A 26,283-nucleotide genomic window follows, 5' to 3' on the forward strand; every position below is an offset into this window, starting at 1 on the left:
TGTCGTTTCCGGCGTCGCCATGGAGCAGGTCATTGCCCAATCCGCCGAGGACGCTGTCATTTCCGAGCCCGCCGAAGATGGTGTCATTGCCCGCTTGGCCGAAGATCGTGTCATTCGCGCTCCCGCCCTGAAGCAAGTCGGCGTTTGGTGTGCCGTACAAGGGCGCGGATGGCGGCGGTTGCGGCGCAGGCGGTTGGGGTGCGGGCGGCTGTGGTGCGGGCGGCTGTGGTGGCGGCGGTTGAGGCGGCGGCTCAGGCTCCTCGATAAAGGTTGGCGTTCGCGTCGGGGATGCGATGACGGCCCGGTGAATCTCGGCTGCCGACAGGCTGGTCCCGTTTAGCGTGTGGATCACCAGTGTCTCGTTGCGCCAGGTTACGATGGCCCCGCTGGCCGTGGATGTGATTGTCAGCAGCGTGGGGTCGTAGAGAAAGGGCCAGTCCGACAGGTCAAGCCGGTCGCGCCCCGGTTCGAAATCGGTGATCACGTCCATCTCGCCATCGGCGCGCAACACGAAGATGTCGCGCCCGCCGCCGCCCGTCAGCGTGTCGCTGCCCGCCCCGTCTTCGATGATGTCATCGCCGAAGGACCCGATCAGCAGATCGTTGCCCGCCCCGCCGATGAGGATGTCGTTGCGTGCGCTACCCGCCAGCGTCTCGCCGCCGTCGCCTGCAATCACGATCATCCCGTTGCGCGACGTGTCGATCGACAGTTCCGTGATCCCCGCGCTGATTTCCGAAGACACGAAGAGATGCAGTCGATTGGCGGTCTGTGCGCTGGCGATGGAGGTGACATTCTCCAGCCCGATGCCGAAGGTGTCGGTCATCACGTCGACAAGTTGGAGCCGCCCGTTGGGCAGCAGGATGAACAGGGTCAGCCCGTCATCGCCGCCCGCCGCGAAGACATAGGTAAAGCCGTTCGCGGTGATGACCTCGAGGCTCTGGATCAGGCCGAAGCGGGTGTGCAGGGTATCGACGACATGATCGGAAGGCCAAAGGCTGCCGTCGGCCCGCAGTTCCATCACGGTGATCGCCGCTGATTGGCCCAGCCCATCACCAGGGGCCGACCCGAGCAGGACGAAGGCCCGCCCCCCGATCTCGGCTGTGGCAAGGGCTGTCGGCACCATGATCCCGATACCTTCGTCGACGCCCAGGTTTCCGGTCGCGACAAGGCCCTGTGCCCCGATCCGGTAGGCCGAGACGCCCCTTTCGGTCTCGCTGGCGCCCAACAGGAAATCAACGCCGCCCAGCGTCACGGTTTCCAGCGCGAAGACCGATTGGGTATAGCTCGCCTGCGTATTGCTGAATGCGAACTGTTGGCTCAGCTGGTTCGAGCCCGTGATGGCGTAGCCCTCGATCGAAGCCTGTCCCTCATTGGCCAGAAACAGCATGTCGCTGCCCCATTGGCCCAGCGTCAGAAGGGCGGAATCCGTGCTGGCAAGGCCGTTGATCGCACCAAAGCCGTTGATGCTGCCATCGGCGCCCAGCTGATAGGCGGTCAATCGTCCATCGCCGTTACTGGCCACGACCATCCGCACGCCGTCGGTGGTGCTGATGATCGACAGCCTGTCGAGCACTCCGGACGCGAAACTGCCATGGTAAAGGGCGAAGTCGAGCAGTGTCAGGCTTCCGTCCGTGCCGATCGCGTGGGCGGTCAGCCCTCCATTGGGTCCTGAGCTCGAATAGAGAACCGCCCCGTTCGGCGTCTGATGGACGACCAGATCCGTGATGCCGTGGTCCAGCGCCGACTGGCCAGTCGACGTCGTGTTTTCGATCACCAGTTGATGCATGTTGACCCCCGCCACCATTCCTCGCGGAGGAAACTGGTCGGCGGGTCCGGTCTGGACGGGGTGGAATTGTGGTCAGGACGGGGAAATTCCGGGGGATTTGCCTCGTCTCGTTTACCCTGACTTGCAGCCTTGGGTTGTGGCCTGTCAGGTCATGTTCTGCTTGTGCACCTCGATCGCGGCGTCAAGATCCTCGAAATAAGTCAGTTTGCCGTGTTCCAGCACCAGCGCCGCGTCACAGAATTCCTTGAGCTCGCTAAGGTTGTGGTTCACCATGATCGCGTCCGATGTCGACATGCGCTCGTGAAACAAGGCTACGCTGCGCGCTCTGAACGAGGCATCGCCCGCGCCGGTCACCTCGTCGATCAGGTAGGTATCGAACTTGATTCCCATCGACAGGCCGAAATTCAGCCGCGACCGCATGCCGGCCGAATAGGTTCTGACCTCCATGAAGAAATGTGGTCCGAGCTCTGCGAAATCCTGAACGAAATCGACAAGCTCCTCGGTATCCACACCATAGACACGGGCGATGAAGCGGGTGTTCTGGGCTCCGCTCAGGTTCGGGTGGACAGCACCCGCGAGACCGACCGGCCATGAGATGGTGCCATCTGTCACGATGCGCCCGGCATCGGGCCGCATGTTTCCCGCGATGATCTGCATCAGGGTCGATTTTCCGGCGCCGTTGCGCCCAAGAAGGGCAAGGGATTGGCCCGTCGCCAGCGTCAGGTTCAGGTTGTCGATCACCAGCTTTCGCTGACCGTTGACGTCGAAACCCTTGGTCAGATTTTCGAAGCGGATCATCGCCCCGACCTCTTACTGCCGGTCGCGGATGCTGTAGTAGACCAACGCCATGATGGCCCAGCCAAGCGTCAGGAACAGCAAGGCCAGCGCGATGATCGATTCCCGCTTGGGGAAGCCTGCGCTTTCGGGCAGGCTGGGGCGGATGTAGACCGCGAGATAGCGGCTTTGCCGTGCGGAATTGGTGCGTGCGACGTCGACGGCGGTCAGGGCGGCGCGGTAGCTCTGCTCGGCGAATTCGCGGTCGACGGTCAACCCCTCGAACTGCGCCATCAGGGTCGGGTAATCCTCGCCGCCGATCCCGACATCGTCCGTGACGAAATTCTCGCGTTCCTGCCGGATACGTTCGCGGATCACCTCGATCCGGCGTGCGGCCTGCACCAGACGCGGGTCGTTTGGATTGGTGGTGTTCTCCGACAGCAGGTCGAAGTCGATCAACGCCTCGGCAAGCTGCTGTTGCAGATTGTTCAGCACTCCTGTCCGTCCCTGAAGGTCGCTTTCCGGGTCGACGATCTGGGTGCGGGTGCGGAACGCGGTCAACGCCTCGCGGGCGGTGCGCAGGCGGACGATGGCCGCCTCGAGGTCGGATTCGGCAAAGCGCATCGCATCGGCGCGCGCCTGTTCGTTCAACTCGTTGATGAGGCTCTGGCTCTCCTCCACAATGGCCAAAGCGATGGTCTGCGCCGTCACCGGGTCGAAGGCCAGAACCTCCAGATCGATCAACCCGCTGCTCTGGGTGTAGGACACGCGAACGACCCGTTGCCAATGGTCCACCAGATCTTCCATCGAGGCGTCGGGCGTCAAGGAAAACACAGGGTCCACATCATGGGGCGCTGCGTAATGCGCGACCAGATCCAGGCGCGCTCTCAGGCGCTGCACCATCTCGCGGCTGGTGATGAACTCGAACAGGATGTCGCCGTCCGATGTCGCATTGGCACCGGCGAAACTGGCCAATCCTCCCAGAAGATCGGTCGCGGAACCCGCCTCGTCGGCCCGCACTGTGAAGCCTGCGTTCGAGGCGTACTGATCCTGCGCGAAGCTGTAGAGGTAGGCCGCGATGCAGAAGACCGGAACCACGACGAGCAGCAAAAAGGACAGCACCAACCCATAGTGACGCCGCCGCAAGCGCGCCGGGCGCGCCACGGGTTTGAACACCGGCTTTTGGGGCTTGGCCGTGTCGGTCACCACGGGCTTCGCGGCGGTCACGGCAGCCGGGCCAACAGCAGGTTTGGCCGCCGACGCAAGTGCAGGTGCTGCAGATGCGGCAATGGAAACAGCCGAAGGCACCGAAGGCGCCGGCTGACCCTGACCGGGTGTCGCTTTCTGGGGTCCTGCTGCGTCGGCCAAGGGCGCGGCCCTGCTCTTGTCGTTTGAACTTGCTCGCCTCGTCATACATAATCGGTCTGGTCAAGGCCAGCAGATTGGAGCCGACGCTGACACCCTCCGACACACCTTTCACGCGCGCGCCGGTCGGTGCCGCCCCAGCGGTGACACGGTCCTTCGCAAGCTCGCGCGCCGTTCTGGCTCTGATGCTGCGCGAGATGTCGACGCGGTATGGCCGCACGCCGGGTGGCTATGTCTGGGCGATCCTCGAGCCCTTGGGAGCGTTGATCGTGATGTCGGTTGTTTTTGCCATCCTTCTGCGCTCTCCACCGCTGGGCAATTCCTTTATTCTTTTCTACGCGTCCGGCTATCTCGTCTTTTCGCTGTTCAACAACATCGCCGGGCAAGTTCAGGGTGCGATCAACTTCTCCAAGCCGCTCTTGATGTATCCCGCGGTGTCTTGGGTCGACGCCATTCTTGCGCGCTTCATCCTGAATTTTCTCACCAATTTCATGGTGATCATTCTCGTCTTCTTCGGTGTGCTGCAGTTCACACCTGCCTCGGCCACCTTGACAATGTGGCCCATGGTTCTTGCGACCTTGCTGTCGGCGGCTGTGGGTCTGAGCTTGGGGACGCTGAACTGCCTTCTCACGGGGCTCTTCCCTGTCTGGGGGCAGCTCTGGGGGATTGCGACACGGCCCCTGTTCCTCGCGGCCGGCGTGATCTTCATCTACGAGAACATGCCGTCGGCCGTTCAGGATATCTTGTGGTATACCCCGTGGATCCATCTGACCGGCCTGTTCCGCACCGGCGTCTATCCGACCTACGCGCCCGATTACATCTCGATCCCGCTCGTCGTGGCGTGGATCCTGATCCCGCTGGCTCTGGGGCTAGTCTTGTTGCGCCGGCACTATCAGGACATCCTCAACCGCTAGGCGCGATGATAAGGCCCGCCCGCAAGGATCGAGGCTGCACGGTACAATTGTTCCGACAGCATCGCGCGCACCAGCATGTGCGGCCAGACCATGCGTCCCAGCGAGATCGCCAAGCCCGCCTCCGCGACCAGTTCGCGGGCAAGACCGTCCGCGCCGCCGATGCAGATCGCAAGATCGGGTTGCCCCGCATCGCGCAAGCCCGCCAACCGGTCGGCGAAGTCGGGGGAGGTCAGCATTTGACCGCGCTCGTCCAGTACCCAAATAGCAGCGCCCCGGGGAATCGCGCGGCGCAGAAGATCGGCTTCGGCCGCCATGCCGCCGCCCTTGCGGTCCTCCACCTCAATGACGCCACCCGAGGTCAGTCCCATCGCGCGGCCTGTCCGGTCGAAGCGTGTCAGGTAATCATCGGCAAGCGCACGCTCGGGCCCGCCGCGAAGGCGCCCGACGGCGCAAATATGGACCCGCATGCAGCGTTGCCGCTATTGTGCAGTGCTGCCCGTCGGCATCCACATCTTTTCGAGCTGGTAGAACTCTCGCACTTCGGGGCGGAAGACATGGACGATCACGTCGCCCGCGTCGATCAGCACCCAGTCGCCGGTGTCCTTTCCTTCCATCTTGCAGGGCAGGCCGAATTCCTGCTTCAGCCGGTCTGCAAGGTTTTCGGAAATCGCCGCCACCTGACGCGAGGATCGGCCCGAAGCCACCACCATGTAATCGGCGATCGAGGATTTGCCGTGCAGGCTGATCTGCACGACCTCTTCGGCCTTGTCGTCATCGAGTGAGTTCATGATCCGCTCAAGCAGCGCTTCGCTGGTCGGCGCATCGTCGTCGGCCGCAAGGGCGGCGCGGGGGGCAATGGTCTGAGCCATCGCATGGGTTTGTCCGGTCAGGACGGTATCCTCCTGGTACATGCGCCTGTGCGATCCCGGCGCCGGAATGCTTCCAAAATAGCATCCCGCAGTCAAAATCTCAATGTCGGTGCGCTCTGTTTCGGCACAAGCCGCCAAGCCTGCCACCTGCCCTGTGTCACAGGTGCCGTCCAGCCGCGAAATCTGTGATTTGTGACGCCAATCTCATCCATGGCTGGGAATATTGCATATATCTTGGGGATAAGGCCGAGAACATACCGATATCCGGTGGCGTGTAGTTGACTCGCGCCGCAGGGGTAGGGGTAGGATGCCGGTCCAAGGCGACGGATCAACACAAGGACCCTGCGCATGCGATTCACCCGGCTGCGGCTGAACGGCTTCAAGAGCTTCGTGGACCCGACCGATCTGGTGATCCGGGACGGTCTGACGGGCGTCGTCGGCCCCAATGGCTGCGGCAAGTCCAACCTGCTGGAAGCCTTGCGCTGGGTAATGGGCGAAAACCGCGCCTCGGCGATGCGCGGCGACGGGATGGAGGACGTGATCTTCAACGGTTCCGGCAAGCGCGGCGCGCGCAATTTCGCCGAGGTCGTTCTGCAACTGGACAATTCCGAACGGCTGGCGCCCGCCGGGTTCAACGATGCCGACACGCTCGACATCACGCGCCGCATCACGCGCGACGCCGGATCGGCCTACAAGCTCAACGGCAAGGATGTGCGCGCGCGTGACGTGCAGATGCTGTTCGCCGATGCCTCGACCGGCGCGCATTCGCCCGCGTTGGTGCGGCAGGGACAGATTTCCGAGTTGATCAACGCGCGGCCCAAGGCGCGGCGGCGCATCCTTGAGGAAGCGGCGGGGATCTCGGGTCTGTATCAGCGTCGGCATGAGGCCGAATTGAAGCTCAAGGGGGCGGAAACCAACCTTGCCCGCGTCGATGACGTGTTGGAGCAACTGGCCAGCCAACTCAGCACTCTGGCGCGGCAGGCCAAGCAGGCGCAGCGCTACCGCGAGATCGGGGCCGAGCTGCGGCAGGCCGAGGGGCTGCTGTTGTGGCTGCGCTGGCGTGACGCGCAAGACGGGGTCGAACGCGCCGAGGCCGTGCTGCGCGAGGCGCTGGGAGGCGCCGCACGGGCCGAGACCGCCGCCCGCGCCGCTGCCACCGCGCGCGAGACCGCCGAGGCGCGTTTGCCGCCGCTCCGCGAGGAAGAGGCCATTGCCGGAGCGATCCTGCAGCGCCTGACGCTGGAGCGTGACAATCTCGACAGCGACATCGCCCGGGCCGAGGCTGCGGTGACGACGCTGGAGGCGCGGCTTGACCAATTGACCCGCGACATCGACCGAGAGGGCGCGTTGAACGCCGACGCGGGCGAGACCATCGCCCGGCTGGAGGAGGAACGCGCCAGCCTGAGTGCCGAGGGGCAAGGCCACGAGGATCGGCTTGCTGCCGCTCTTGCCGCCGCCGAGGAGGCCGCGACCGTTCTGCGCGCCCGCGAACAGGATCTGGCCGACGCCACCGAAGAAGCCGCCCGCCTGTCAGCCCGCCACCAATCGGCCGAGCGTCGCGTGACCGAGGCGCAAAAGGCCCGCGCCCGCCATGCGACCGAGGCCGAAACCGCGTCGCGCAACGCGGAGGAGGCCGCGTTGCGCCTGTCGGCCCTGACCCGCGACGTCACCACAGCCGATGAGGCGCTGACCGCCGCCCGCGATCTGGCCACGCGCGCCGAAGAGACCCTGACCGAGACCGAGACTGCGCGTGCCACCGCCCAGAGTGCCGAGGCCGAGGCGCGCGCCGCCCGCGCCGATGCCGAAGGGCGCGCCGGCACGCTCGAGGCCGAGGTGACGGCGCTGAACCGACTGCTCGACCGCGAACGCGGGCAGGGCGACCAGATCCTCGACCAGATCACGGTGGCCAAGGGGTTCGAGGCCGCGCTGGGTGCCGCGCTGTCCGATGATCTAAAGGCGGGCGTGTCTACGGCCGCCGGCGGTACCGGCTGGACCAAGCTGGACTCTTATGACTCGGTAGCGGCCTTGCCCGCCGGCGCGCGCCCGATCACCGAGGTCGCCAGCGGCCCCGATGTGCTGGCCCGCCGCCTGTCGCAAATCGGTCTTGTCGACCGTGCCGACGGTGCCCGTCTGCAAGCGCTGCTGCGCCCCGGTCAGCGCCTTGTCAGCGCTCAGGGCGATCTGTGGCGTTGGGATGGCTATGCCGTCGCCGCCGCCGATGCCGTATCGACCGCCGCGCGCAGGCTGGAACAGGTCAACCGCCTGTCCGAATTGCGGGCCGAGGCGCTGGATGCCGCCAATATCGCCGCAGGCACCCGCGCCGCGCATGAGACGCTGGCCCGCCGTCTGTCCGATCTGACCGAAGCCGACCGCGCCGCCCGTGCCGCGCGGCGCGATGCCGACACGCGGCTGGCCGATGCGTCCCGCACGCTCAGCCGGGTCGAGGCAGACCGCAGCGTGGTGCAGGGCAAGCTTGAAACGCTGCAGGCCGCCGCCGCCCGCCATGGCGACGAGGCCAAGGCCGCCGAGACCGAACTGGCCCGCGCCGAAGGCGCGATGGCCGAGTTGGAGGATCTGGGCACCGCCCGCGCCCGGCTCGACGATATCCGGACGACGGTCGAGGCGTCGCGGATGACGATGATGGCGCGGCGCACCGCCCATGACGAGCTCAAGCGCGAGGGCGAACGGCGCGTGGCCCGTGTGGCCAAGATCGTCGATGACAGCGCAAGCTGGCAAAAGCGGCTCGACAGTGCCGCCACCCGTCTGGCCGAATTGCAGAGCCGCAAGGCGGAGACCGAGGCGCAACTGCTCGAGGCGCGGAGCAAACCCGGCGATCTGGCTGCGCGCCGGTTGGGTCTGGCCGAAAAGATCACCACCGCCGAGCTGCGCAAGGCCACTGCCGCCGATGCGCTGTCTGCCGCTGAAGGCGCGCTCCGCGCTGCCGTGGTCATGGAACGCGATGCAGAGCGCACCGCCTCCGAGGCGCGCGAAGCCCGCGCAGGGGCCGAGGCGCGCCGCGACGCCGCGCGCGAAACGGTCGAGGCAGCCGCCCAGCGGATCGGCGAAGAGCTTGAGACGACGCCGGAGGGTCTGCGCGACAGTCTTGGCGACCTGCCCGACCCTGTCCGGCCGTCGGACGCGATAGAAGCCGATGTACACCGTCTGCGCCGTCAGCGCGACGCGCTGGGCGCGGTGAACCTGCGCGCCGAGGAAGACGCGGCCGAAGTGCAGACGGAACATGACACGCTGGCCGCGGAAAAGAGCGATCTGGAACAGGCCATCGCCAAGCTGCGCACCGGTATCTCAAGCCTGAACCGTGAGGGGCGCGAGCGGCTGCTGAAAGCCTTCGACGCGGTCAATATCAGCTTCGCCCGGCTCTTCACCCATCTGTTCGGCGGTGGCGAGGCGCGGCTGGTGCTGGTGGAATCCGACGATCCTCTGGAGGCGGGGCTGGAAATCCTGTGCCAGCCGCCGGGCAAGAAGCTGTCGACGCTGTCGCTCTTGTCAGGGGGCGAACAGACCCTGACCGCGCTGGCGCTGATCTTTGCAGTGTTTCTGGCCAATCCCGCGCCGATCTGCGTGCTCGATGAGGTCGACGCGCCGCTGGATGATGCCAACGTCACGCGGTTTTGCGACCTGCTGGATGAGATGACGCGCCAGACCGCGACGCGGTTTCTGGTCATCACCCACCATGCCGTGACGATGGCCCGGATGGACCGCCTGTTCGGCGTCACCATGGGCGAACAGGGCGTGTCGCAACTGGTGTCGGTCGATTTGAAAAAGGCCGAGCAGCTGGTCGCCTGAGCGACCAGCCCTTACCCCTTGAGCCGCCGGTTGCGCGCCGCGATCAGCCGCAGACGCAGAGCGTTGAGCTGGATAAAGCCCTCCGCATCCTTCTGGTCATAGGCGCCGGCGTCTTCCTCGAAGGTCACATGCGCCTCGGAATAGAGGCTGTGATCGGACCAGCGCGCGACGGTCCGCGCGACGCCCTTGTAGAGCTTGAGCCGCACGGTGCCGCTGACATGCTCTTGCGAGGCGTCAATCAGGGCTTGAAGCATCAGCCGCTCGGGCGAGAACCAAAAGCCGTTGTAGATCAGTTCCGCATAGCGCGGCATGATTGAATCCTTCAGATGCCCCGCACCTGAATCCAGCGTGATCTGTTCGATGCCGCGATGCGCTTCCAGCAGAATGGTGCCACCGGGGGTCTCGTAGACGCCGCGCGACTTCATCCCGACAAAGCGGTTTTCCACGAAATCCAGCATCCCGATGCCGTGCTTGGCGCCCAGCTCATTCAGCTTGGTCAGGATGGTGGCGGGCGACATCGGTGTGCCGTCGATAGCGACCGCATCGCCGCGCTCGAACGTCACCTCGATGAATTCGGGTTTGTCGGGCGCATCCTCGACCGCCACGATCCGGCTGGCGACATAATCCGGTGCTTCGACCCCCGGATCCTCAAGCACACGCCCCTCGGATGAGGTGTGCAGCAGGTTCGCATCGACCGAGAACGGCGCCTCGCCGCGCTTGTTCTTGGCGATGGGGATCTGGTTTTGCTCGGCAAATTCCAGCAGCTTGGTGCGGCTGGACAGGTCCCATTCCCGCCAAGGCGCGATCACCCGCAGGTTGGGCTCCAGCGCCGCCACACCCAGTTCGAACCGCACCTGATCGTTGCCCTTGCCGGTCGCCCCGTGCGAGACGGCATCGGCCCCGGTTTGTGCCGCGATCTCGGCCAGATACTTGGCGATCAGCGGCCGCGCGATCGAGGTGCCCAGCAGATACATCCCTTCGTAAAGCGCATTGGCGCGGAACATCGGGAAAACGAAATCGCGCACGAATTCCTCGCGCAGGTCGAGGATGTGGATGTTCTCGGGCTTGATCCCCAGCATCAGCGCCTTTTCCCGCGCCGGTTCCAGTTCTTCGCCCTGGCCGAGGTCGGCGGTGAAGGTCACCACCTCGCAGCCATATTCCGTCTGCAGCCATTTCAGGATGATCGAGGTGTCGAGACCGCCGGAATAGGCAAGAACGACCTTCTTGGGTGCAGACATCGGGCGGGCTCCATCGCGTTCAGGATTGACCGCGCGGGCGATACCGGGTTTTCAATCTCGGGGCAAGGTGACCGGAGGGTGCGATGGATTACGGGTATCAGTTGTTGCGGCACGTCGTGCAGCAGGTTTTCGGCAATCTCAGGCAGGCGGCGCAACTGACGCTGGCGCTGTTTTTGGTTCCATTTGTAGGGTTTTTGTTTCTGGGCGTCGGTAATCCCGCCGAAATGTCGGAGGCGCCGGGCGGCGGCGTCATCCTTGGCGGCCTTTTCCTCGTGATCTTTGCCGTGGTGGCCTATTGCTGGGCGGCCGTCGGCTGGCACCGTTATGTCCTGCTCGAGGAAACCGGCAACGGTTTTCTGCCGGTCTGGCGCGGTGACCGGATCGGTGCTTATTTCGGGCGCGCTTTCATCGTGGGTGTGGTGGTGATGCTGGCCGTTCTGGGGGGCGGGATCGTGGTGGGCATAGTGGCGGCCATCACCCAATCGGTTGGGGTGGCCATCGCGCTTGGCATCGGTCTGGTCTTCGGCGCCTCGTGGGTCGCCACGCGAATTGGCCTCGTGTTGCCGGCTGCTGCCTTGGGCGAGCGGATGACGATCGGTGAAAGCTGGGCGGTCACGCGCCCTGTCGCCAGCCAGATCTTTTTGCCGCTGATCGTGGTCGCGCTGGTCGTGGGCGTTATCCAGCAACTTGTCATGGTGATCTTCGGGCAGACTGTCATGGTCGAGATGTTTGGCGTGATGCAGGACCAGATGGTCCTGTCCTTGCCCGGTCAAGTGCTGTACGGCGTCCTGTCCTGGGTGCAGGTTCTGCTCAACCTTGCCCTGATGACCACGCTCTACGGCAATCTCGTCGAAGGGCGGCAGCTCAACTGACACTGGACAGCGCGGGGGCTTTGGGGCACGCCGGGCGGCATGACCGATTTCGCCGATCACGCCCGGGCCGCGACCCGCGCCTTGCGGGACCTGTTCCCGCCCACGCCGTTGCAGCGCAACCTGCACCTGTCCGAACGGTTTGGTGCCGATATCTGGCTCAAGCGCGAGGATCTGTCGCCCGTCCGCTCCTACAAGCTGCGCGGCGCCTTCAACGCCATGCGCAAGATCCGAACTGCCGATCCGGGGGCCACCCGTTTCGTGTGCGCCAGCGCAGGCAATCATGCGCAGGGCGTGGCCTTTGTCTGCGCGCATTTCGGGGTGACGGGGCGCATCTACATGCCCGTGACCACGCCCGAGCAGAAGATCCTGAAGACCAGAACCTTCGGGGCCGGCACGGTCGAGATCGTGCTGACCGGCGATTTTTTCGACGAGACGCTGGCCGCAGCCAAGGCGGATTGCGCGGCCTCTGGCGCGCATTTCCTGTCGCCCTTCGACGACCCGGATGTGATCGAGGGGCAGGCTTCTGTCGCCGTCGAGATGATGGACGAGATGGGGCGCGCGCCCGACCGCCTTATCCTGCCGGTGGGCGGCGGCGGGCTGTCGGCCGGCATGCTCTCCTACCTCGATGCGGTGGGGGCGCAAACCCATCTGACGCTGGTGGAACCAGCGGGCGGTGCCAGCCTGACCGCGGCCTTGAGGACAGGCGCGCCGCAGACCATCCCCATCACCGATACCTTTGTCGATGGCGCAGCTGTGGCCCGGATCGGCGACAAGACCTTTGAGGTTCTGCGCAAACTTGATCCGCGCGACGTGCTGATCGCGCCTGAAAACCGCATTTGTGTGACCATTCAGGAAATGCTCAACATCGAGGGGATCGTTCTGGAACCCGCCGGTGCCCTGTCGGTCGACGTGCTGGCGCAGATGCGTGACCAGATCGCGGGCCAGACGGTGGTCTGCGTCACCTCGGGCGGGAATTTCGATTTCGAGCGTTTGCCAGAGGTCAAGGAACGGGCGCAGAACTGGCAGGGGCTCAAGAAGTACTTCATCTTGCGCCTGCCGCAGCGTCCGGGCGCCTTGCGCGATTTCCTCGACCTGTTGGGGCCGGGCGACAACATCGCCCGGTTCGAATATCTCAAGAAGAACAGCCGCAATTTCGGCTCTGTGCTGATCGGGATTGAAACCGATGATCCTGCCAATTTCGACGCGATGATCACGCGTGTCACCTCTCGCGGGTTCGGGTTCCGCGACATCACCGGCGATGAAGTGCTGGCCGATTTCCTGATCTGACAGGCCTCAGGCCGCATCGGCGATGCCGGGAATGTCGGCCGCAATGGCGCCGAGCGAGGCGGCAAAGCTGTCGGCAACGGCGGCAAGGTCAGGCGGGGCCCCGGCCACGCAGGCGGCCTCGGCCCGGCGGCAGGCGTCGACCATTGCGACAAAACCCATGTTGGCCGCACTGCCGCGCAGAAAGTGGAAATCGGCGGCCGTGGCATTGGCCGGATATTCGGCGAGACGGTCGAGATGTTCTGTGATCTCGGCCACGAAGATCATGGCGACATCGGCGAAATCCTCTTCCCCGATATCGGCGCGCAGGCCGTTCAGGCGGGTCCAGTCAATCATGGTCGCAATCTCCTTCCCGATACGTCCAGAGTGTCGCCAAAGACTTAACGCGACCTTGCGGGCAGGCCCTGCGATAGATCGGATTTTCCGTTTCACGGCCCGTTAAGACATGACGCGCATAGCGGTGCGATCCTTCGGACTGATGACCCCATGTTGCACCGACCCGACAGATCCAGTTGGCCTGCCGACGCGCCCCCCGCCCCCCCCGAGAGGGTGCTGGTGATTGAGGACAGCCGCGCCCAACGCATGATGTTGGCCGCGCTCTTGCGCCGCTGGGGGCATGACGTGGTGGAATGCGACAGCGCTCTGGCGGCGTTGGATGTGGCCTGCGACCCGTCGATCGGCCTGATCATCAGCGACTGGATGATGCCCGGCCTCACCGGCCCCGATTTCTGCCGCCGCCTGCGTGGCATGCGACGCGACGGCTACGCCTATGTCATCTTGCTGACCTCCAAATCCGAAGAGGGTGCGCTGACCGAAGGGTTGGAGGCCGGGGCCGACGACTTCCTGACCAAGCCTGTGCGCGCGCCCGAGTTGCGCGCCCGCTTGAACGCCGGCGCACGCATCGTGGCCATGCAGCGTGAGGTGATGGACAAGAACCGCCTGCTGACCGATGCGCTGGGCGAGATCCGGACACTCTACGCGGCGCTTGACCAGGATCTGGAGGAGGCGCGTCGCCTGCAGCAGGCTCAGATGCAGGACCGCTTCCGCCGTTTCGGCCCGGTCGAGGTGTCGCTGTGGCTCAAGGCGTCGGGACCCATCGGGGGTGACATGGTGGGCTGTTTCCCGGTCAACGACACAGTGATCGGTGCCTTCGGCCTTGATGTCTCGGGCCATGGCGTCGCGTCGGCGATGATCGCGGCGCGGGTCTCGGGCATCCTGAGCGCCGCGACGCCCGATCAGAACATCGCTCTCACCCGGATGGAGGATGGCAGCCTGCGCCCCCTGTCGCCCGACATGGCCGCCGCAAGGCTCAACAAGATGATCCTGAGCGAGATCCGCAGCGACCGGTACTTCACCTTGTGCCTCGGCTTTCTCAACCTATGCACCGGTCGGATGCGGATGGTGCAGGCGGGTCACCCGCACCCGCTGGTCCTGCGCGCCGATGGCCGGGTCGAAACCGTGGGGGAGGGTGGCCTGCCGATCGGTCTGGTGCGCGAAGCCGTCTATTCCAGTTTCGACGTCGGATTGGGGTCGGGCGACCGGATGCTGATCTATTCTGATGGCCTGACCGAATGCGTCAATGCTGAAGGGGAAACGCTTGATGAAGACGGTTTGGCGCGGTTGGTGGCGGAGCACGCCGATCTGCGCGGCCCTGCCTTCCTTGGCGCATTGGAAGACGGGCTGGCGCGGTTCGCGGGCACCGACACTCTGGGCGATGACGCCTCTGTGGTGGTCATCGACTATGTCGGGCCGGACAGAACCGGCTGAGCCGTCACAGACCAACGGTCAGTCCAAGCTCCCGTAGGCCATCGCGGGCGGCGGCATGATGCGCTTTCGGCACCAGATCGAAGAAGCGCGACAAGATGCCTGGCCATTGCGGTGCCGCCTCAAGGAACATGCAGCGGTGATAATGCAGGATATGCACGTCCGGCGTGTCCACGATGCTGTCGCCGCGATGGGAAAGCGAGTGGTTCCACGTCTCGTCCAGCACATGCGCAGTATAGCCAAAGCGGGCCATGGTCAGCGGCAGGGTGATCTGATCAAGCCATGGCCGCTTTTGCGCAATGGCGCAGCGGTGGTCGAAATCCAGCGCCGTCTCCAGCCAATGGTTGGCAAAGCGCTTGCCGTCGGGCCCGACCTCTTCGGGCATCGCTATGAGCCCTGCGTTGAAATAGGGCAGATGCTCGGGCCGCTTGCCGCGCAGCAGGCGCACGCGCGCCTCGGGCAGGGGCAGCCGGAAATGGTCATAGGCGCGCTGCCAGCGGTCGTCGGGCCCCCATGTCGGCCGCCCCTCGGGCGCTGCAGCGACATGGGTGTCGGGTAGGGCGGCCAAGGCTGTCAAAGGTTTCAGGCAGATCATGTCGGTGTCGAGGAAAATCCCGCGCCCATCCCCCCGCCGGTCGGTCGCAGCCACGATCTTGTTGCCATGCGGGTAGGGCTTTGCCCATTCGGGGGCTTGGGGCAGGGGGCGCAGTTCGACCCCGGTCTCGGAATAGATCGCGCGGGTGACGGGGCCGATTTGCGGCAGCCAATCGGCGCCTGCATAGGCATAGAGGTGCACGCCCGGCTGCCCCGCGTGTGCCTGCGCCAGACTTGCGGCCAGCAGCCAGGATTGCCAATCCAGCCGCGCGCCATCGGCGACGAAAAAGATATGCGTGTCGGTCATGCCTGTGTGGTCCTGCCCGGTTTCGCGGAAACATGCCCGCAAAGCGCTGCGCTGGCCAGATCAGACCTCCAGATCGGCAACGAAAATCCCCTCGTGCCCACCTCGGCAGGCCGCGACCAGCATGCCGCCCGCGCGGAGGTGCTCTGGATGCGCCTCATAGGCGAGATGCGCCGCGCGGTCGCTGAAGATCACCGAAAAGCCATAGGCATAGCGCGCCGATTTCCGCTCGAAATCCCGGTTCGGGCCATGGGTAAAGCCGGTCGCACCGGGCAGCGCGTCGCATAGAGCGACAAGGATCGGCATGGCGGCCTCGATCCGGCGCAGGCCCGCGTCACTGTCGGGTTCCATCAAGACGATATGATGCAGCATGGCTTACCCCTCGATTAGGATGGCGCGGAAATCGTTGACGTTGGTGAGGGTGGGGCCGGTCACCACCTGCCCCTTAATTTTATAGAAGAAATTATGGGCATCGTTGCGGGCCAGCGCCTCTGTAGGATCGACGCTCAGCCCGGCCGCCTGCCCGAGCGTATCAGGCCCGATCACCGCCCCGGCGACCTCGGCTGCGCCATCAACGCCATCCGTATCGCAGGCAATGGCATGGATGCCCGGCGCGCCATCCAAAGCGATGGCCAGCGCTAGCGCATATTCCGCGTTCGGCCCGCCCACGCCATCACCGCGCCGCGTTACCGTCAATTCGCCGCCCGACAAGATCACGCGCGGTCCCTTCGCGGCCCTTGCCAGCGCGGCATGAGTCATGGCCACCTCGCGGGCCTCACCTTCCAACGCGTCGCCAAGGATGTCGACGTCATAGCCAGCGGCCCGCGCCAGATCGGCAGCGGCCGCCAGCGATTGTGCTGGCGCGGCATAGATGACGTTCTTCACGCGGGCGAGGCGCGGATCGTCAGGCGGCAGCGGGTCGCCCCCGGCTGTCAGGAAAGCGGCGATGGACGCGGGCGGCACCACCCCCCACCGCGCCAGAGTGGCCAGCGCGCGCGCCGCATCGCCGCGGTGGCCCACGGTGGGGCCCGAGGCGATATCGCCCGGATCGTCCCCCGGCACGTCGGAGATCATCAGCGCCAGCATCCGCGCCGGATGGGCGGTGGCGGCCAGCCTTCCGCCCTTGACGGCCGAGATTTCCTTGCGGATGCCGTTGATATCCCCGATCGGCGCGCCCGAGGCCAAGAGCGCCTGCGTCAGCGCCTGTTTTTCCGCCAGCGCGATGCCATCCGCCGGCGCGCACAAAAGCGCCGAGCCGCCGCCCGAGATCAGCGCGAGAACGAAATCCCCCTCACCAAGGCCCGCAAGCAGGTCGAGAATCCGCCTTGTCGCGGCCACGCCCACGGCATCGGGCACGGGGTGCGCCGCCTCAACGATCTCGATCCCCGCGCAGGGTCGCCCGTAGCCGTAGCGCGTGATCACCAGCCCCTCACAGGGTCCCCATGCGGCCTCCACTGCCTCGGCCATCCGGGCACTAGCCTTGCCCGCGCCGATGACGATCACCCTGCCATCAGGCTTGGGTGGCAGGCTTGCGGCAAGGCTCTGCATCGGGTCGGCGACGGCGACCGCACGGTCGAACATCGCGCGCAGCAGGTCGGGCGGCGTCACTCGGTCGGCCCCAAGCTTGAGGCACGGGAGATCAGCCGGACCGGGCTGCGAAACTCGGGCTCGGGCCTCTGACCCTCGACCATCCAGTGCAGCAGGCGCGCGGCGGTATCGCGGGCGAACCCTGAGATATCGCATGCGACCGAGGACAACTGTGGCCAACTTTGCGCTGCTTCCTCGATATCGTCGAAGCCCACGACGTGGAACCCGCTGCCGACAGGCCGCTCCGCGCGGGCAAATCCCGCCATCAGACCCAGCGCCACAAGGTCGTTGAAACACAGCGCGGCGTCCACGTCTGGGTAGTCGGCCATCAATTGATCCGCCGCCTGCATCCCGAAAGCGCGGCTGGATTTGCCGTGCAGCGCGATTTCCTCGATCCCCTCGGCCTTGAGCACCTCGCGCCAGCCCGATTTGCGCTCGCGCGTGATCGCCCGGCCCGGAAGACCACCGACAAAGGCGACGCTGGCCGCACCCTGTTCCAGAAGGTGCCGCGTCGCCTTGGCGCTTCCGCTGGCATAGTCGAAACTGGCAAAGGGAAAGATGCTGGTCCGCTCATCCATCTTGCGCAGCACCTGCAACACCGGCAGGCCGGTGCGGGCCAGCTGGTCGAAGGTATCGCTCGCTGCGCCATATGCGGGCGAGATCACCAGCGCCGACACGCCGTGTTCAATCATCGAGCCGACCAGTTTGGCCTGCAGCTCCGCATCCTCGTCGGAATTGGCGATGACGGTCGCATAGCCCTCGGCGGCCAGCGCCATCTGCAGGCTGGTGGCGAATTCGGTGAAGAACGGATTGCGCAGGTCGTTGATGACCAGCCCCACCAACCCGACCGAGGCCGAGCGCAGATTTGCCGCCGCGCGGTTGTAGACATAGCCGATTTCGGCCATCGCCTTCTCTACCGCCTCCCGCGTTTCCGGGCGCACCTGTTTTGAGCCCTGAAGAACCAGCGAGACGGTGGATTTCGACACGCCCGCGCGGGCGGCGACATCGAGGATGGTGGGGCGGCGGATCATGCCGGCAGGTTAGCCTCCGATGCCGTGCAAGGCCAAGAGCGTTCGCATGCGACCTTCGGCAAGGTCGGGGTTTTGCAACAGACGCGCCTGATCGGCCAGTCGGTAGACCTGCGCGTAATGCGTGATCTCGCGCGAAGACTGGAAGCCCGCGGGCATGATGAAATGCCGCTGCGTGCCGTTCAGCCAGCTCAAGAATGCGATGCCTGCCTTGTAGTATTGCGTCGGCGGTTTGAAAATCTCGCGGCTCAGCGGCACGGTGGGGGCCAGAAGCGCATGATAGGTCGCGCTGTCGCCCTTGGCCAAGGCCTCCAACGCCTGCGCGGCGGCGGGCGCGATGGCGGCGAAGATGCCCAGAAGCGCGTGGGAATGATGCGTGCCGTCCCCCTCGATCAGTGCGGCATAGTTGAAATCGTCGCCGGTATAGAGGCGCACACCCGCGGGCAGTTTCGCGCGAAACGCCTCTTCATGCGCTTGATCCAGCAGGCTGATCTTGATGCCGTCGATCTTGGGCGCGTGGCGGTTGATGAGGTCGAGAACCACGCTGTTCGCCGTCTCGATATCTGCCGCGCCCCAATATCCGGTCAGGGCCGGGTCGAACATGGCGCCCAGCCAGTGCAGGACGACCGGTTCCTTTAAATCTTGTATAAGAATATCATAAACCCGGGCATAGTCCTCCGGCCCCGCCTTGATCGCGGGCAGCGCGCGGGTGGCCATCAAGATGATCTGCCCTCCTGCCGCCTCGATCGCCGCCATCTGCGTGCGGTAGGCCGCGATGATCGCGTCGGTGCTGGTCAACTCTACCAGCGCCACATGATCCGTCCCCGCCCCACAGGCCACGCGCGGACGCATCGGGTGGGCCTTGGCCTCCCGCATGGTGCGCACGATCAATTCCTTGGCCGTCGCCCAATCCACACCCATGCCGCGCTGCGCGGTATCCATCGCCTCGGCCAGCCCCAGCCCCTGATCCCAGAGGCTCCGGCGAAAGGCCAATGTCGCGTCCCAATCCACCGCCGGGCGGCCCTGCCACGGGTCGCGTTCGGCCAAGGGGTCGCTGATCACATGGGCGGCGGCAAAGGCCGTGCGGGTCAGCGTGACAGAGGGCGCGCGCGGCATCAAAGGCTCGCCGGTCAGGCGATAGTCCTCGAGCGTTTTGTCATAGGTCGGAAGCCACATCTCAGCCTCTCGCGTCTTGGCGGATCATGTCGGCGGCCTTTTCGCCGATCATGATCGCTGCGGCATTGGTGTTGGAGGAAATCACGGTCGGCATGATGGAATTGTCCACCACACGCAGCCGGTCGATCCCGTTGAAGCGCAGGCGGGTGTCGACCACCGCCGCCGGGTCCGACCCCATGCGGCAGGTCCCTGCGCAATGGTGCGAGGTCTTGGAATGTTCGCAGATGAAATCGAAATACTCCTGATCGGTCCGCACATCCGGTCCCGGCAGGCGTTCGGCCTTGACGAATTTGGCAAGTGGCGTCTGTCCCATGATCTCCTGCGTCAGCTTGAGCCCGCGAATGGACATCTCGCGGTCGCGGGCATCTTGCAGGTAGTTGGGGTCGATCAGCGGGGCCTTGGCCGGATCGCTGGACGCCAGCCGGACAGTGCCGCGTGACCGGGGGCGCAGGTAGCAGGAATTCAGCGTCACGCCCCCTTGCGGCATCACCGCCACGCCCTTTTCGATCCCGGTGCCAAGGCCAAGATGAAACTGGATGTCGGGGGATCGGGCATCGGAATCAGCATACCAGAACCCGCCGGTTTCAAACAGCGAGGACGCCACCGGCCCCTTGCGCGTCAACAGATACTGCAGCCCCGCCAGCGCGGCCATGTGCGGTTTCGCGTAGCGATCATAGCTGTGCGGCCCGCTGAGTTCCACGATGCAATAGAGGTCGAGGTGGTCTTGCAGGTTCGCCCCCACCTGCGGCTGGTCCAGCACGATGGGGATGCCCAGATCTTGCAGATGATCTGCTGGCCCGATCCCGGACAGCTGCAACAGGCGCGGCGAACCGATGGCACCCGAAGCCAAGAGCACCTCCTGCGTCGCCGTGATCCGCGTGCCGTCCACCAGCTCCACCCCCGTTGCGCGACCGGCCTCCACCGTGATCCGCCGCACCTGCGCGCCGGTCCGCAGCGTCAGGTTCGCGCGGCCAAGGTTCGGCGTCACATAGGCCATCGCGGCAGATGACCGGCGCGCGTGCCTTTGCGTCAGCTGGTAAAAGGCCACGCCGTCCTGCGTTTCGCCGGTCACGTCCATGTTCCGCGGGATGCCCAGCGCCTTCGCCGCTTCGAAATAGGCCTCGCAGATGGGCAAGGGGGCGCTGGGTTGTGATACGCCCATTGGGCCCCCCTTGCCGTGGTAGCGGTTGTCGTGGGTGTCGTTATCCTCGGCCTTGCGGAAATAGGGCAGCACGTCCTCGTAGCCCCAGCCGTCACAGCCCATCTGCCGCCATTCGTCGTAATCTTGCGCATTTCCCCGCGTGTAGATCTGCGCGTTGATCGCCGATCCGCCGCCCATCACCTTGGCCTGTGTGTAGTTGAAGACGCGCCCCTTCATGTGCCGCTGCGCCACTGTCTCCCAACCCCAGGAGCCGATGCCCTTGGTCATCTTGGCGAAGCCTGCGGGCAGGTGATAGAACGGATGCCGGTCGCGCCCGCCCGCCTCCAGCAGCAGGACACGCGTGGCCGGGTCCTCGGACAGCCGGCCCGCAAGCACGCAGCCCGCGCTGCCGCCGCCGATGATGATGTAGTCGTAGCCTTCGGCCATGGTGCTCCCTCAGAGCCGGTGGATGGACAGCCCGCCATCGACGGGGATGACGGTACCGGTGGCAAAGGCGAAATCGCCGCGCACTAGCGGCACGATGGTCTGCGCGATATCAGCGGGCCTACCCCAGCGGCGGGCCGGCACAAGGCCGTCGGCGATGCGCGCGTCATAGCGGTCGCGCACGGGCGCCGTCATCGGTGTGGCGATGATGCCGGGGCGAATGTCGAAGACTCCGATACCATCAGGCGCAAGGCGGGCCGCAAAGGCCTGCGCCATCATCGCCGCGCCTGACTTGGAGATGCAGTATTCCGCCCGGTCGGGCGAGACCATGCTGGCGCTGACCGAGGTGATGAAACAGATCGCGCGATAGGGATCGGCTGGCAGGGCAAGCATCCGCCGCGCCGCTTCTTGTGCAAGAAACATGGCCCCGCGCAGGTTGACGCTGATGCAGCGGTCGAAGCTCTCGACGCTCATGTCCAGCAGATCGCCCCGCACCATCGCCGGAACGCCCGCATTAGACACAAGCGTCGTCACCGGCCCTACCGCGTCCATCAATGCGGCGACTGACGAGACATCCGCCAGATCATGCCGGTGATAGGTCGCCCCCGGCATCGCGGCCAGTGCGGCCTGAACCACCTCTGAGTCGGGTACGACCTCGGCGGCCAGCGCCACCTGCCACCCCGCCGTGTGCAGGGCCTCGGCGATGCCCAGCCCGATGCCTTGTTGTCCCCCAGTGATCAACGCGCGTTTCATGTCGCCTCCTGTGCGATCCGGTCGGCCTGCCTCAGCGCCAGCGCCGCGATGGTCAGCGACGGGTTCACCGCCGCGGATGTCGGCAACAGGGAGGCGTCGCAGATCCAGAGATTTGGGTGATCGTGGCAGCGCCCGAACGTGTTCGTTACGCTTGCCGTCGGATCATCGCCCAGCCTCGCCGTCCCGCATTGATGCGAGGGTGTCGTACGGTCAAAGGCCTTGGCCAGAACAACCGGAAATCCCGCGCGGCGCAGCGCCTGTTTCAAGGCGGCCACCAAGGCCAGATGCGCATCCCAGTTCGACCGCCGCCAATCGAGCACGATGGCGTCACCCTTTACCGTCACGCGGCTTTCGGGATCGGGCAGATCCTCGGACATGGCGTAGAAGTCGATGGCACGGTCTGCGATCACTTTTGCCACAGGCCCTGGCAACCCGGCCTGCGCCGCAAGGATGGGTGCCGAAACCCGACCCAGAAGCTGCACATTGCCCAGCGGTTCGCCCTGCGGCCCGCCGGTCAGGTACCAGTCGTTGATCTGCAGCGTCTTTTGATAGACCGAGCGGTTCCGCCGCCCCGACAGCGCCAGCACGGCCGAGGCGTTGTGGTTCATGAAGTTCCGCCCGACCTGATCGGAGCCGTTCGCCACCCCCCGCTGGTGGTCCGCATCGGCCGAGCGCAGGAGCAGCGCCGCCGTCATCACCGCGCCCGCCGCCAGCACGACGCGCGGCGCCGTCATCGGCCCCGCACTGGTCAGCAGGCGGGTGATCCGCCCCCCCTCCGTCTCCAGCCGTTCCACCGTCACGCCGGTCTGCAGCTGCACATTGGGGTGACGCAAAGCCAGCGCCAGCGCCGCCGTTTCGGCATCGAGCTTGCCGCCCGTGGTGTCGGGAAACGCGTCCCAAGGCGTCGCTGACCGCGCCAGCCAACGGTCGAGGTCCACGGCCAGCGGCAGCGGCGCGGGGTGAAGGCCCGCGGCCCGCAATCGCCGGTCCAGATCGGCAATCGCCGGTTCGTGCGGCACCGGACCGAAGGGATAGGGCGCGCCATGGGCGGGCTCGGTGGGGTCAGGGCCCGCATCGCCCCGTACCTGATAAAGCGCCTCGGCCCGGTCATACCAGGGTGCAAGCGTGGCATAGGGAAAGGGCCAGCCGGGCGTCGTGCCGCCGATGTGCCGGATCGGCGCGAAATCGGCTTCGCGGTAGCGCAGCATCACGGCGCCGTAGAACTTTGAATTGCCGCCAACGAAGGCATAGTTGCCGGGGTTGAACGGCACGCCCTCGGGCGTCAGCCAATTCTCGCGGGGCCGGAAATGCCCGCGCCCGAAGATCGCCACCGGGTCGCGCGCCTCAGGGCAATCGGCCAGACGTTCCCCCCGCTCGAGGATGAGCACGCGCATTCCCGACGGCGCCAGCCCGGCGGCCAGCGTCGCCCCGCCCATGCCGGAGCCGACGATGATGATGTCGGCGTCGCTCATCCGCCCACGATCCTTTTCACTGTCTCTCTCATAACTTTTGGATCGTTCCAATTCCAGCATAAAGAGACGCCCGCTGCCATCCGGCGCGCGGGCGTGGTGTCAGGCGATGCGATCCTCGGTCTTGGGATCGAACAAGACGGCCTTGTCCATGTTCACCGCGAAATCAAACGGCTGGCCCGAGCGCACATCTGCATCGGCCCGCATCCGCGCGATGCAATCCTTGCCGGCCAGCGTCATGGTCACGAAGGTATCGGCCCCCGCCGGTTCCGTCACGCCCACCGTGTTCGTCAGCGCCTGAATGTTGCGCGCGTTGCGGTCGGCGCCTTCGGGGTCGGTGATCGCCTCGGGGCGGATGCCAAGGATCACCTCGCGCCCCTTGTAGGCGGCATAGGCGGCAGACGCATTATCGATCCTCAGTGCCCGCTCTTGCCCGTCGGCGCCGGTGGTCAGCGCGTGTAGCGCGCCGTTGCGATCCTCAAGCCTGACGGTCAGCACATTCATCGCAGGGCTGCCCATGAAGGTTGCCACGAACAGGTTGGCGGGGTTGTCGTAGATCTCCTTGGGTGTTCCCAACTGCTGAACATAGCCGTTGTACATTACCGCAATCCGCGTGCTCAGCGTCATCGCCTCGATCTGGTCGTGGGTGACGTAGACGATGGTGGTGCCCAGCTTCTGGTGCAGCTTCTTGATCTCGGTCCGCATGTCGACCCGCAGCTTGGCGTCAAGGTTCGACAGCGGTTCGTCGAACAAGAACACATCGGGGTTGCGCACCAGCGCCCGGCCCATCGCGACCCGCTGGCGCTGGCCGCCCGACAATTGGCCGGGCTTGCGCGTCAGCAGGTTTTCGATCTGCAGCAGCTTGGCCACGTCGGCCATCGCCTTGTCGCGCTCGGGCTTGGGCGTGCCATGCATCTCGAGGCCAAAGGTGATGTTCTGGCCAACTGTCATGTTGGGGTAGAGCGCGTAGGACTGGAATACCATCGCGATGTTGCGCCGCGACGGGTGGACGCCGTTCATCACCCGGTCCTTGATCTTGATCTCGCCTGAGGAAATTCCCTCCAGCCCCGCGATCATGTTCAGAAGGGTGGACTTGCCGCAGCCGGACGGGCCGACCAGCACCAGAAACTCGCCTTCCTCGACCGAGATGTCGACCTTGTGCAGAACTTCGACCGCGCCGTAGGACTTGGTGACGTTGTTGATATCCAGAAAGCCCATGGCTTCAATCCTCCGGATTGCCCGGCGCGGTGCAGGTGCTCCGCGCGTTCGGAATTTGAAACGCGCCACTGGCGCCTTTAATTTTGTTACACAAAACCATTCCTTACCCCTTGACCGAGCCGGCCATCAGACCGCGTACGAAATAGCGACCAGCGACGATGTAGACGAGAAGCGTGGGGGCGGCGGCCATGATGGCGCCTGCGAAATGCACGTTGTATTCGCGCACCCCCGTGGACGAGTTGACAAGGTTGTTCAGCGCCACCGTCATGGGCGCACCACCCCCGCTGGCAAAGGAAGCCCCGAACAGGAAGTCGTTCCAGATGTTGGTGAACTGCCAGATGAAGCTGACCGCGATGATCGGCCCCGACGACGGCAACATGATCCGCCAGAAGATCTGAAAGAACCCCGCCCCGTCGATTTGCGCCGCCCGCACCAGTTCCGTCGGAAAGGCAGCATAGTAGTTGCGGAAATAAAGCGTGGTGAACCCGATCCCGTAGACGAAATGCACCAAGATCAGCCCCGGCGTGGTGCCCGCAATGTCGAGTATCCCAAGGATGCGCGCCATCGGGATCAGCACGATCTGGAACGGGATGAAGCACGAAAACAGCAAGAGCCCGAAGATGATCGTTGCACCCCGGAAATGCCACTTGGTCAGGACATATCCGTTCAGCGCACCCACGATGGTGGACAGCAGCACGGCGGGCACAGCCATCACGATCGAATTGATGAAATAGGGGCGCAGACCGGTTGGCTCGACCCCGATCTGCGCCGTCGACCAGGCTGACAGCCAAGGTGCGATGGTCCAGTCACGGGGCAGGGCGATCATGTTGCCGCCCGTGATCTCGGACAGAGGCTTGAGCGAGTTGATCAGCATGATGCCGAAGGGCAGCAGGTAGAACAGCGCGAAGAGGATCAAGATCAGGTAGATCAGCACCCTCGCAAAGCCGGAGGACCGCATGGCGTTTTCAGTCGAGGCAGCAGCCATCACTTCTTCTCCCGCAGTTCGGCGTAGAGGTAGGGTACCATGATCGCGGCAATGGTCATCAGCATGATGACCGCCGAGGCAGCACCGATGCCCATCTGGTTGCGCGTGAAGGTGTAGGAATACATGAAGGTCGCGGGCAGCGCCGTGGCATTGCCCGGCCCGCCGCCGGTCAGGGCGATGACAAGGTCATAGGACTTGATCGCCAGATGGCTCAGGATCACGAAGGCCGACAAAAAGGCCGGGCGCAATTGCGGCAGGATGATCCGGCGATACATCTGGAAATTCGATGCGCCATCCATCTGCGCGGCCTTGAGGATCTCGTTGTCGATGCCGCGCAGGCCGGCAAGGAACATCGCCATGACAAAGCCCGAGGATTGCCAGACCGCGGCGATGACGATGGTGTAGATCGCCATCTCGCGGTCCTTGATCCAGTTGAAGGTGAAACTTTCCCACCCCCAGAGGTTCATCGTGTTCTCAAGCCCGATGGCGGGGTCGAGCATCCATTTCCACGCCGTGCCGGTCACGATGAAGGACAGCGCCATGGGGTAAAGGAAGATCGGGCGCAGCACGCCTTCGCCGCGAATCTTCTGGTCGAGCAAGATGGCCAGCGTCAGGCCGATCAGCGTACAGATGATGATGTAGAGCGAGGCGAAGATCGCAAGATTGGTTAGCGCGATGTTCCATTCACGCACGCGGAAAAGGCGTTCGTAGTTGTCCCAGCCCACCCAGTTGTAGGACGGCAGCATCCGGCTGTCGGTGAAGCTGAGGTAGATCGTGAAAGCGATGAAGCCGTAGACGAAGATCAGCATCACGGCGAGGGATGGCGACAGCACCAGCTTGGGCAGCCATGTCTGAAGGCGTGTGCGGAAATCCACGCCCGTGTCGGTCGTTGCGGCCATGGCCCCCTCCCCCCT

General features: G+C 65.0%; 23 protein-coding genes. 5 read left to right on the forward strand and 18 right to left on the reverse strand.

Annotation, left to right across the window (positions count from 1 at the left end; genetic code table 11):
• From C7455_RS20600 to C7455_RS06805, 3 genes are all read right to left on the reverse strand, one after another.
• Window positions 1-1,786, reverse strand: a 1,786-nt coding sequence (locus C7455_RS20600) for a M10 family metallopeptidase C-terminal domain-containing protein (protein ID WP_170119016.1), incomplete at its 3' end; no start/stop codon positions are given.
• A 144-nt stretch (window positions 1,787-1,930) separates the two neighbouring features.
• A complete protein-coding gene (locus C7455_RS06800; RefSeq protein ID WP_109666747.1) occupies window positions 1,931-2,584 on the reverse strand; it encodes an ABC transporter ATP-binding protein in 654 nt (217 codons plus the stop codon).
• 12 nt (window positions 2,585-2,596) lie between these two features.
• Window positions 2,597-3,787: a KpsE/RkpR family capsule polysaccharide export protein gene (locus C7455_RS06805; RefSeq protein ID WP_109666749.1), complete on the reverse strand. Its 1,191-nt coding sequence runs from the start codon at window positions 3,785-3,787 to the stop codon at window positions 2,597-2,599.
• Window positions 3,788-4,068: 281 nt separating this feature from the next.
• Between C7455_RS06805 and C7455_RS06810 the strand changes: the two genes are divergently transcribed.
• Window positions 4,069-4,839 (forward strand): ABC transporter permease, encoded by a 771-nt coding sequence (locus C7455_RS06810; RefSeq protein ID WP_245904247.1) that lies wholly within the window; start codon window positions 4,069-4,071, stop codon window positions 4,837-4,839.
• On the opposite strand, the gene rlmH is transcribed toward C7455_RS06810, so the two are convergent.
• Both rlmH and rsfS read right to left on the reverse strand, forming a co-directional pair.
• Entirely contained in the window at window positions 4,836-5,306 is a 471-nt protein-coding gene (gene rlmH, locus C7455_RS06815; RefSeq protein ID WP_109666750.1) for a 23S rRNA (pseudouridine(1915)-N(3))-methyltransferase RlmH, read from the reverse strand. The genes C7455_RS06810 and rlmH overlap by 4 nt on opposite strands.
• Window positions 5,307-5,318: 12 nt before the next feature.
• On the reverse strand, window positions 5,319-5,708 hold the full coding sequence (rsfS, locus tag C7455_RS06820) for a ribosome silencing factor (RefSeq protein WP_245904254.1): 390 nt from the start codon (window positions 5,706-5,708) through the stop codon (window positions 5,319-5,321).
• Window positions 5,709-6,056: 348 nt separating this feature from the next.
• Between rsfS and smc the strand changes: the two genes are divergently transcribed.
• Complete coding sequence (gene smc / locus C7455_RS06825; RefSeq protein ID WP_109666753.1) at window positions 6,057-9,512, forward strand: chromosome segregation protein SMC; 3,456 nt, start codon at window positions 6,057-6,059, stop codon at window positions 9,510-9,512.
• An 11-nt stretch (window positions 9,513-9,523) separates the two neighbouring features.
• Here the strand turns inward: smc and C7455_RS06830 are convergent, their stop codons facing one another.
• The gene (locus C7455_RS06830; protein ID WP_109666755.1) at window positions 9,524-10,750 is read right to left on the reverse strand and encodes an argininosuccinate synthase; all 1,227 of its coding nucleotides are present in this window, start codon (window positions 10,748-10,750) and stop codon (window positions 9,524-9,526) included.
• 83 nt (window positions 10,751-10,833) lie between these two features.
• On the opposite strand from C7455_RS06830, the gene C7455_RS06835 reads away from it, so the two are divergent.
• Window positions 10,834-11,622: a hypothetical protein gene (locus tag C7455_RS06835; protein WP_109666756.1), complete on the forward strand. Its 789-nt coding sequence runs from the start codon at window positions 10,834-10,836 to the stop codon at window positions 11,620-11,622.
• Window positions 11,623-11,661: 39 nt separating this feature from the next.
• A complete protein-coding gene (gene ilvA / locus C7455_RS06840) occupies window positions 11,662-12,909 on the forward strand; it encodes a threonine ammonia-lyase IlvA (RefSeq protein ID WP_109666758.1) in 1,248 nt (415 codons plus the stop codon).
• A 6-nt stretch (window positions 12,910-12,915) separates the two neighbouring features.
• Here ilvA and C7455_RS06845 read toward each other — a convergent pair whose 3' ends face one another.
• On the reverse strand, window positions 12,916-13,242 hold the full coding sequence (locus tag C7455_RS06845; RefSeq protein WP_109666760.1) for an Hpt domain-containing protein: 327 nt from the start codon (window positions 13,240-13,242) through the stop codon (window positions 12,916-12,918).
• Window positions 13,243-13,455: 213 nt separating this feature from the next.
• Here C7455_RS06845 and C7455_RS06850 point away from each other — a divergent pair, with 213 nt between their 5' ends.
• Window positions 13,456-14,673 (forward strand): PP2C family protein-serine/threonine phosphatase, encoded by a 1,218-nt coding sequence (locus C7455_RS06850; RefSeq protein ID WP_245904248.1) that lies wholly within the window; start codon window positions 13,456-13,458, stop codon window positions 14,671-14,673.
• Between the two features lie 4 nt (window positions 14,674-14,677).
• Here the strand turns inward: C7455_RS06850 and C7455_RS06855 are convergent, their stop codons facing one another.
• The 11 genes from C7455_RS06855 to C7455_RS06905 form a co-directional block, all read right to left on the reverse strand.
• Window positions 14,678-15,571 (reverse strand): glycosyltransferase family protein, encoded by an 894-nt coding sequence (locus C7455_RS06855; protein WP_109666763.1) that lies wholly within the window; start codon window positions 15,569-15,571, stop codon window positions 14,678-14,680.
• Window positions 15,572-15,631: 60 nt separating this feature from the next.
• Window positions 15,632-15,940, reverse strand: a complete 309-nt coding sequence (locus C7455_RS06860) for a Dabb family protein (RefSeq protein WP_109666764.1) — start codon at window positions 15,938-15,940, stop codon at window positions 15,632-15,634.
• A gap of 3 nt (window positions 15,941-15,943) precedes the next feature.
• Window positions 15,944-17,149: a glycerate kinase type-2 family protein gene (locus C7455_RS06865; RefSeq protein ID WP_109666865.1), complete on the reverse strand. Its 1,206-nt coding sequence runs from the start codon at window positions 17,147-17,149 to the stop codon at window positions 15,944-15,946.
• 23 nt (window positions 17,150-17,172) lie between these two features.
• A complete protein-coding gene (locus C7455_RS06870; protein ID WP_109666766.1) occupies window positions 17,173-18,186 on the reverse strand; it encodes a LacI family DNA-binding transcriptional regulator in 1,014 nt (337 codons plus the stop codon).
• 9 nt (window positions 18,187-18,195) lie between these two features.
• The gene (locus C7455_RS06875) at window positions 18,196-19,359 is read right to left on the reverse strand and encodes a dihydrodipicolinate synthase family protein (RefSeq protein ID WP_109666767.1); all 1,164 of its coding nucleotides are present in this window, start codon (window positions 19,357-19,359) and stop codon (window positions 18,196-18,198) included.
• Window position 19,360: 1 nt separating this feature from the next.
• Window positions 19,361-20,947, reverse strand: a complete 1,587-nt coding sequence (locus C7455_RS06880; RefSeq protein WP_109666769.1) for a GMC family oxidoreductase — start codon at window positions 20,945-20,947, stop codon at window positions 19,361-19,363.
• Window positions 20,948-20,956: 9 nt separating this feature from the next.
• Window positions 20,957-21,697 (reverse strand): 3-ketoacyl-ACP reductase, encoded by a 741-nt coding sequence (locus tag C7455_RS06885; protein WP_109666770.1) that lies wholly within the window; start codon window positions 21,695-21,697, stop codon window positions 20,957-20,959.
• Window positions 21,694-23,169: an FAD-dependent oxidoreductase gene (locus C7455_RS06890; RefSeq protein ID WP_109666772.1), complete on the reverse strand. Its 1,476-nt coding sequence runs from the start codon at window positions 23,167-23,169 to the stop codon at window positions 21,694-21,696. The genes C7455_RS06885 and C7455_RS06890 overlap by 4 nt, the downstream gene beginning before the upstream one ends.
• A gap of 99 nt (window positions 23,170-23,268) precedes the next feature.
• On the reverse strand, window positions 23,269-24,384 hold the full coding sequence (locus tag C7455_RS06895) for an ABC transporter ATP-binding protein (RefSeq protein ID WP_109666774.1): 1,116 nt from the start codon (window positions 24,382-24,384) through the stop codon (window positions 23,269-23,271).
• 103 nt (window positions 24,385-24,487) lie between these two features.
• Window positions 24,488-25,369: a carbohydrate ABC transporter permease gene (locus C7455_RS06900; protein WP_109666775.1), complete on the reverse strand. Its 882-nt coding sequence runs from the start codon at window positions 25,367-25,369 to the stop codon at window positions 24,488-24,490.
• Window positions 25,369-26,268 carry a carbohydrate ABC transporter permease gene (locus tag C7455_RS06905; protein WP_109666777.1) on the reverse strand — a complete coding sequence of 300 codons (900 nt, stop codon included), beginning with the start codon at window positions 26,266-26,268 and terminating at the stop codon, window positions 25,369-25,371. The genes C7455_RS06900 and C7455_RS06905 overlap by 1 nt, the downstream gene beginning before the upstream one ends.
• Between the last annotated feature and the right edge of the window lie 15 nt (window positions 26,269-26,283).

The organism is Roseicyclus mahoneyensis (assembly GCF_003148775.1).
GTDB lineage: Bacteria > Pseudomonadota > Alphaproteobacteria > Rhodobacterales > Rhodobacteraceae > Roseicyclus > Roseicyclus mahoneyensis.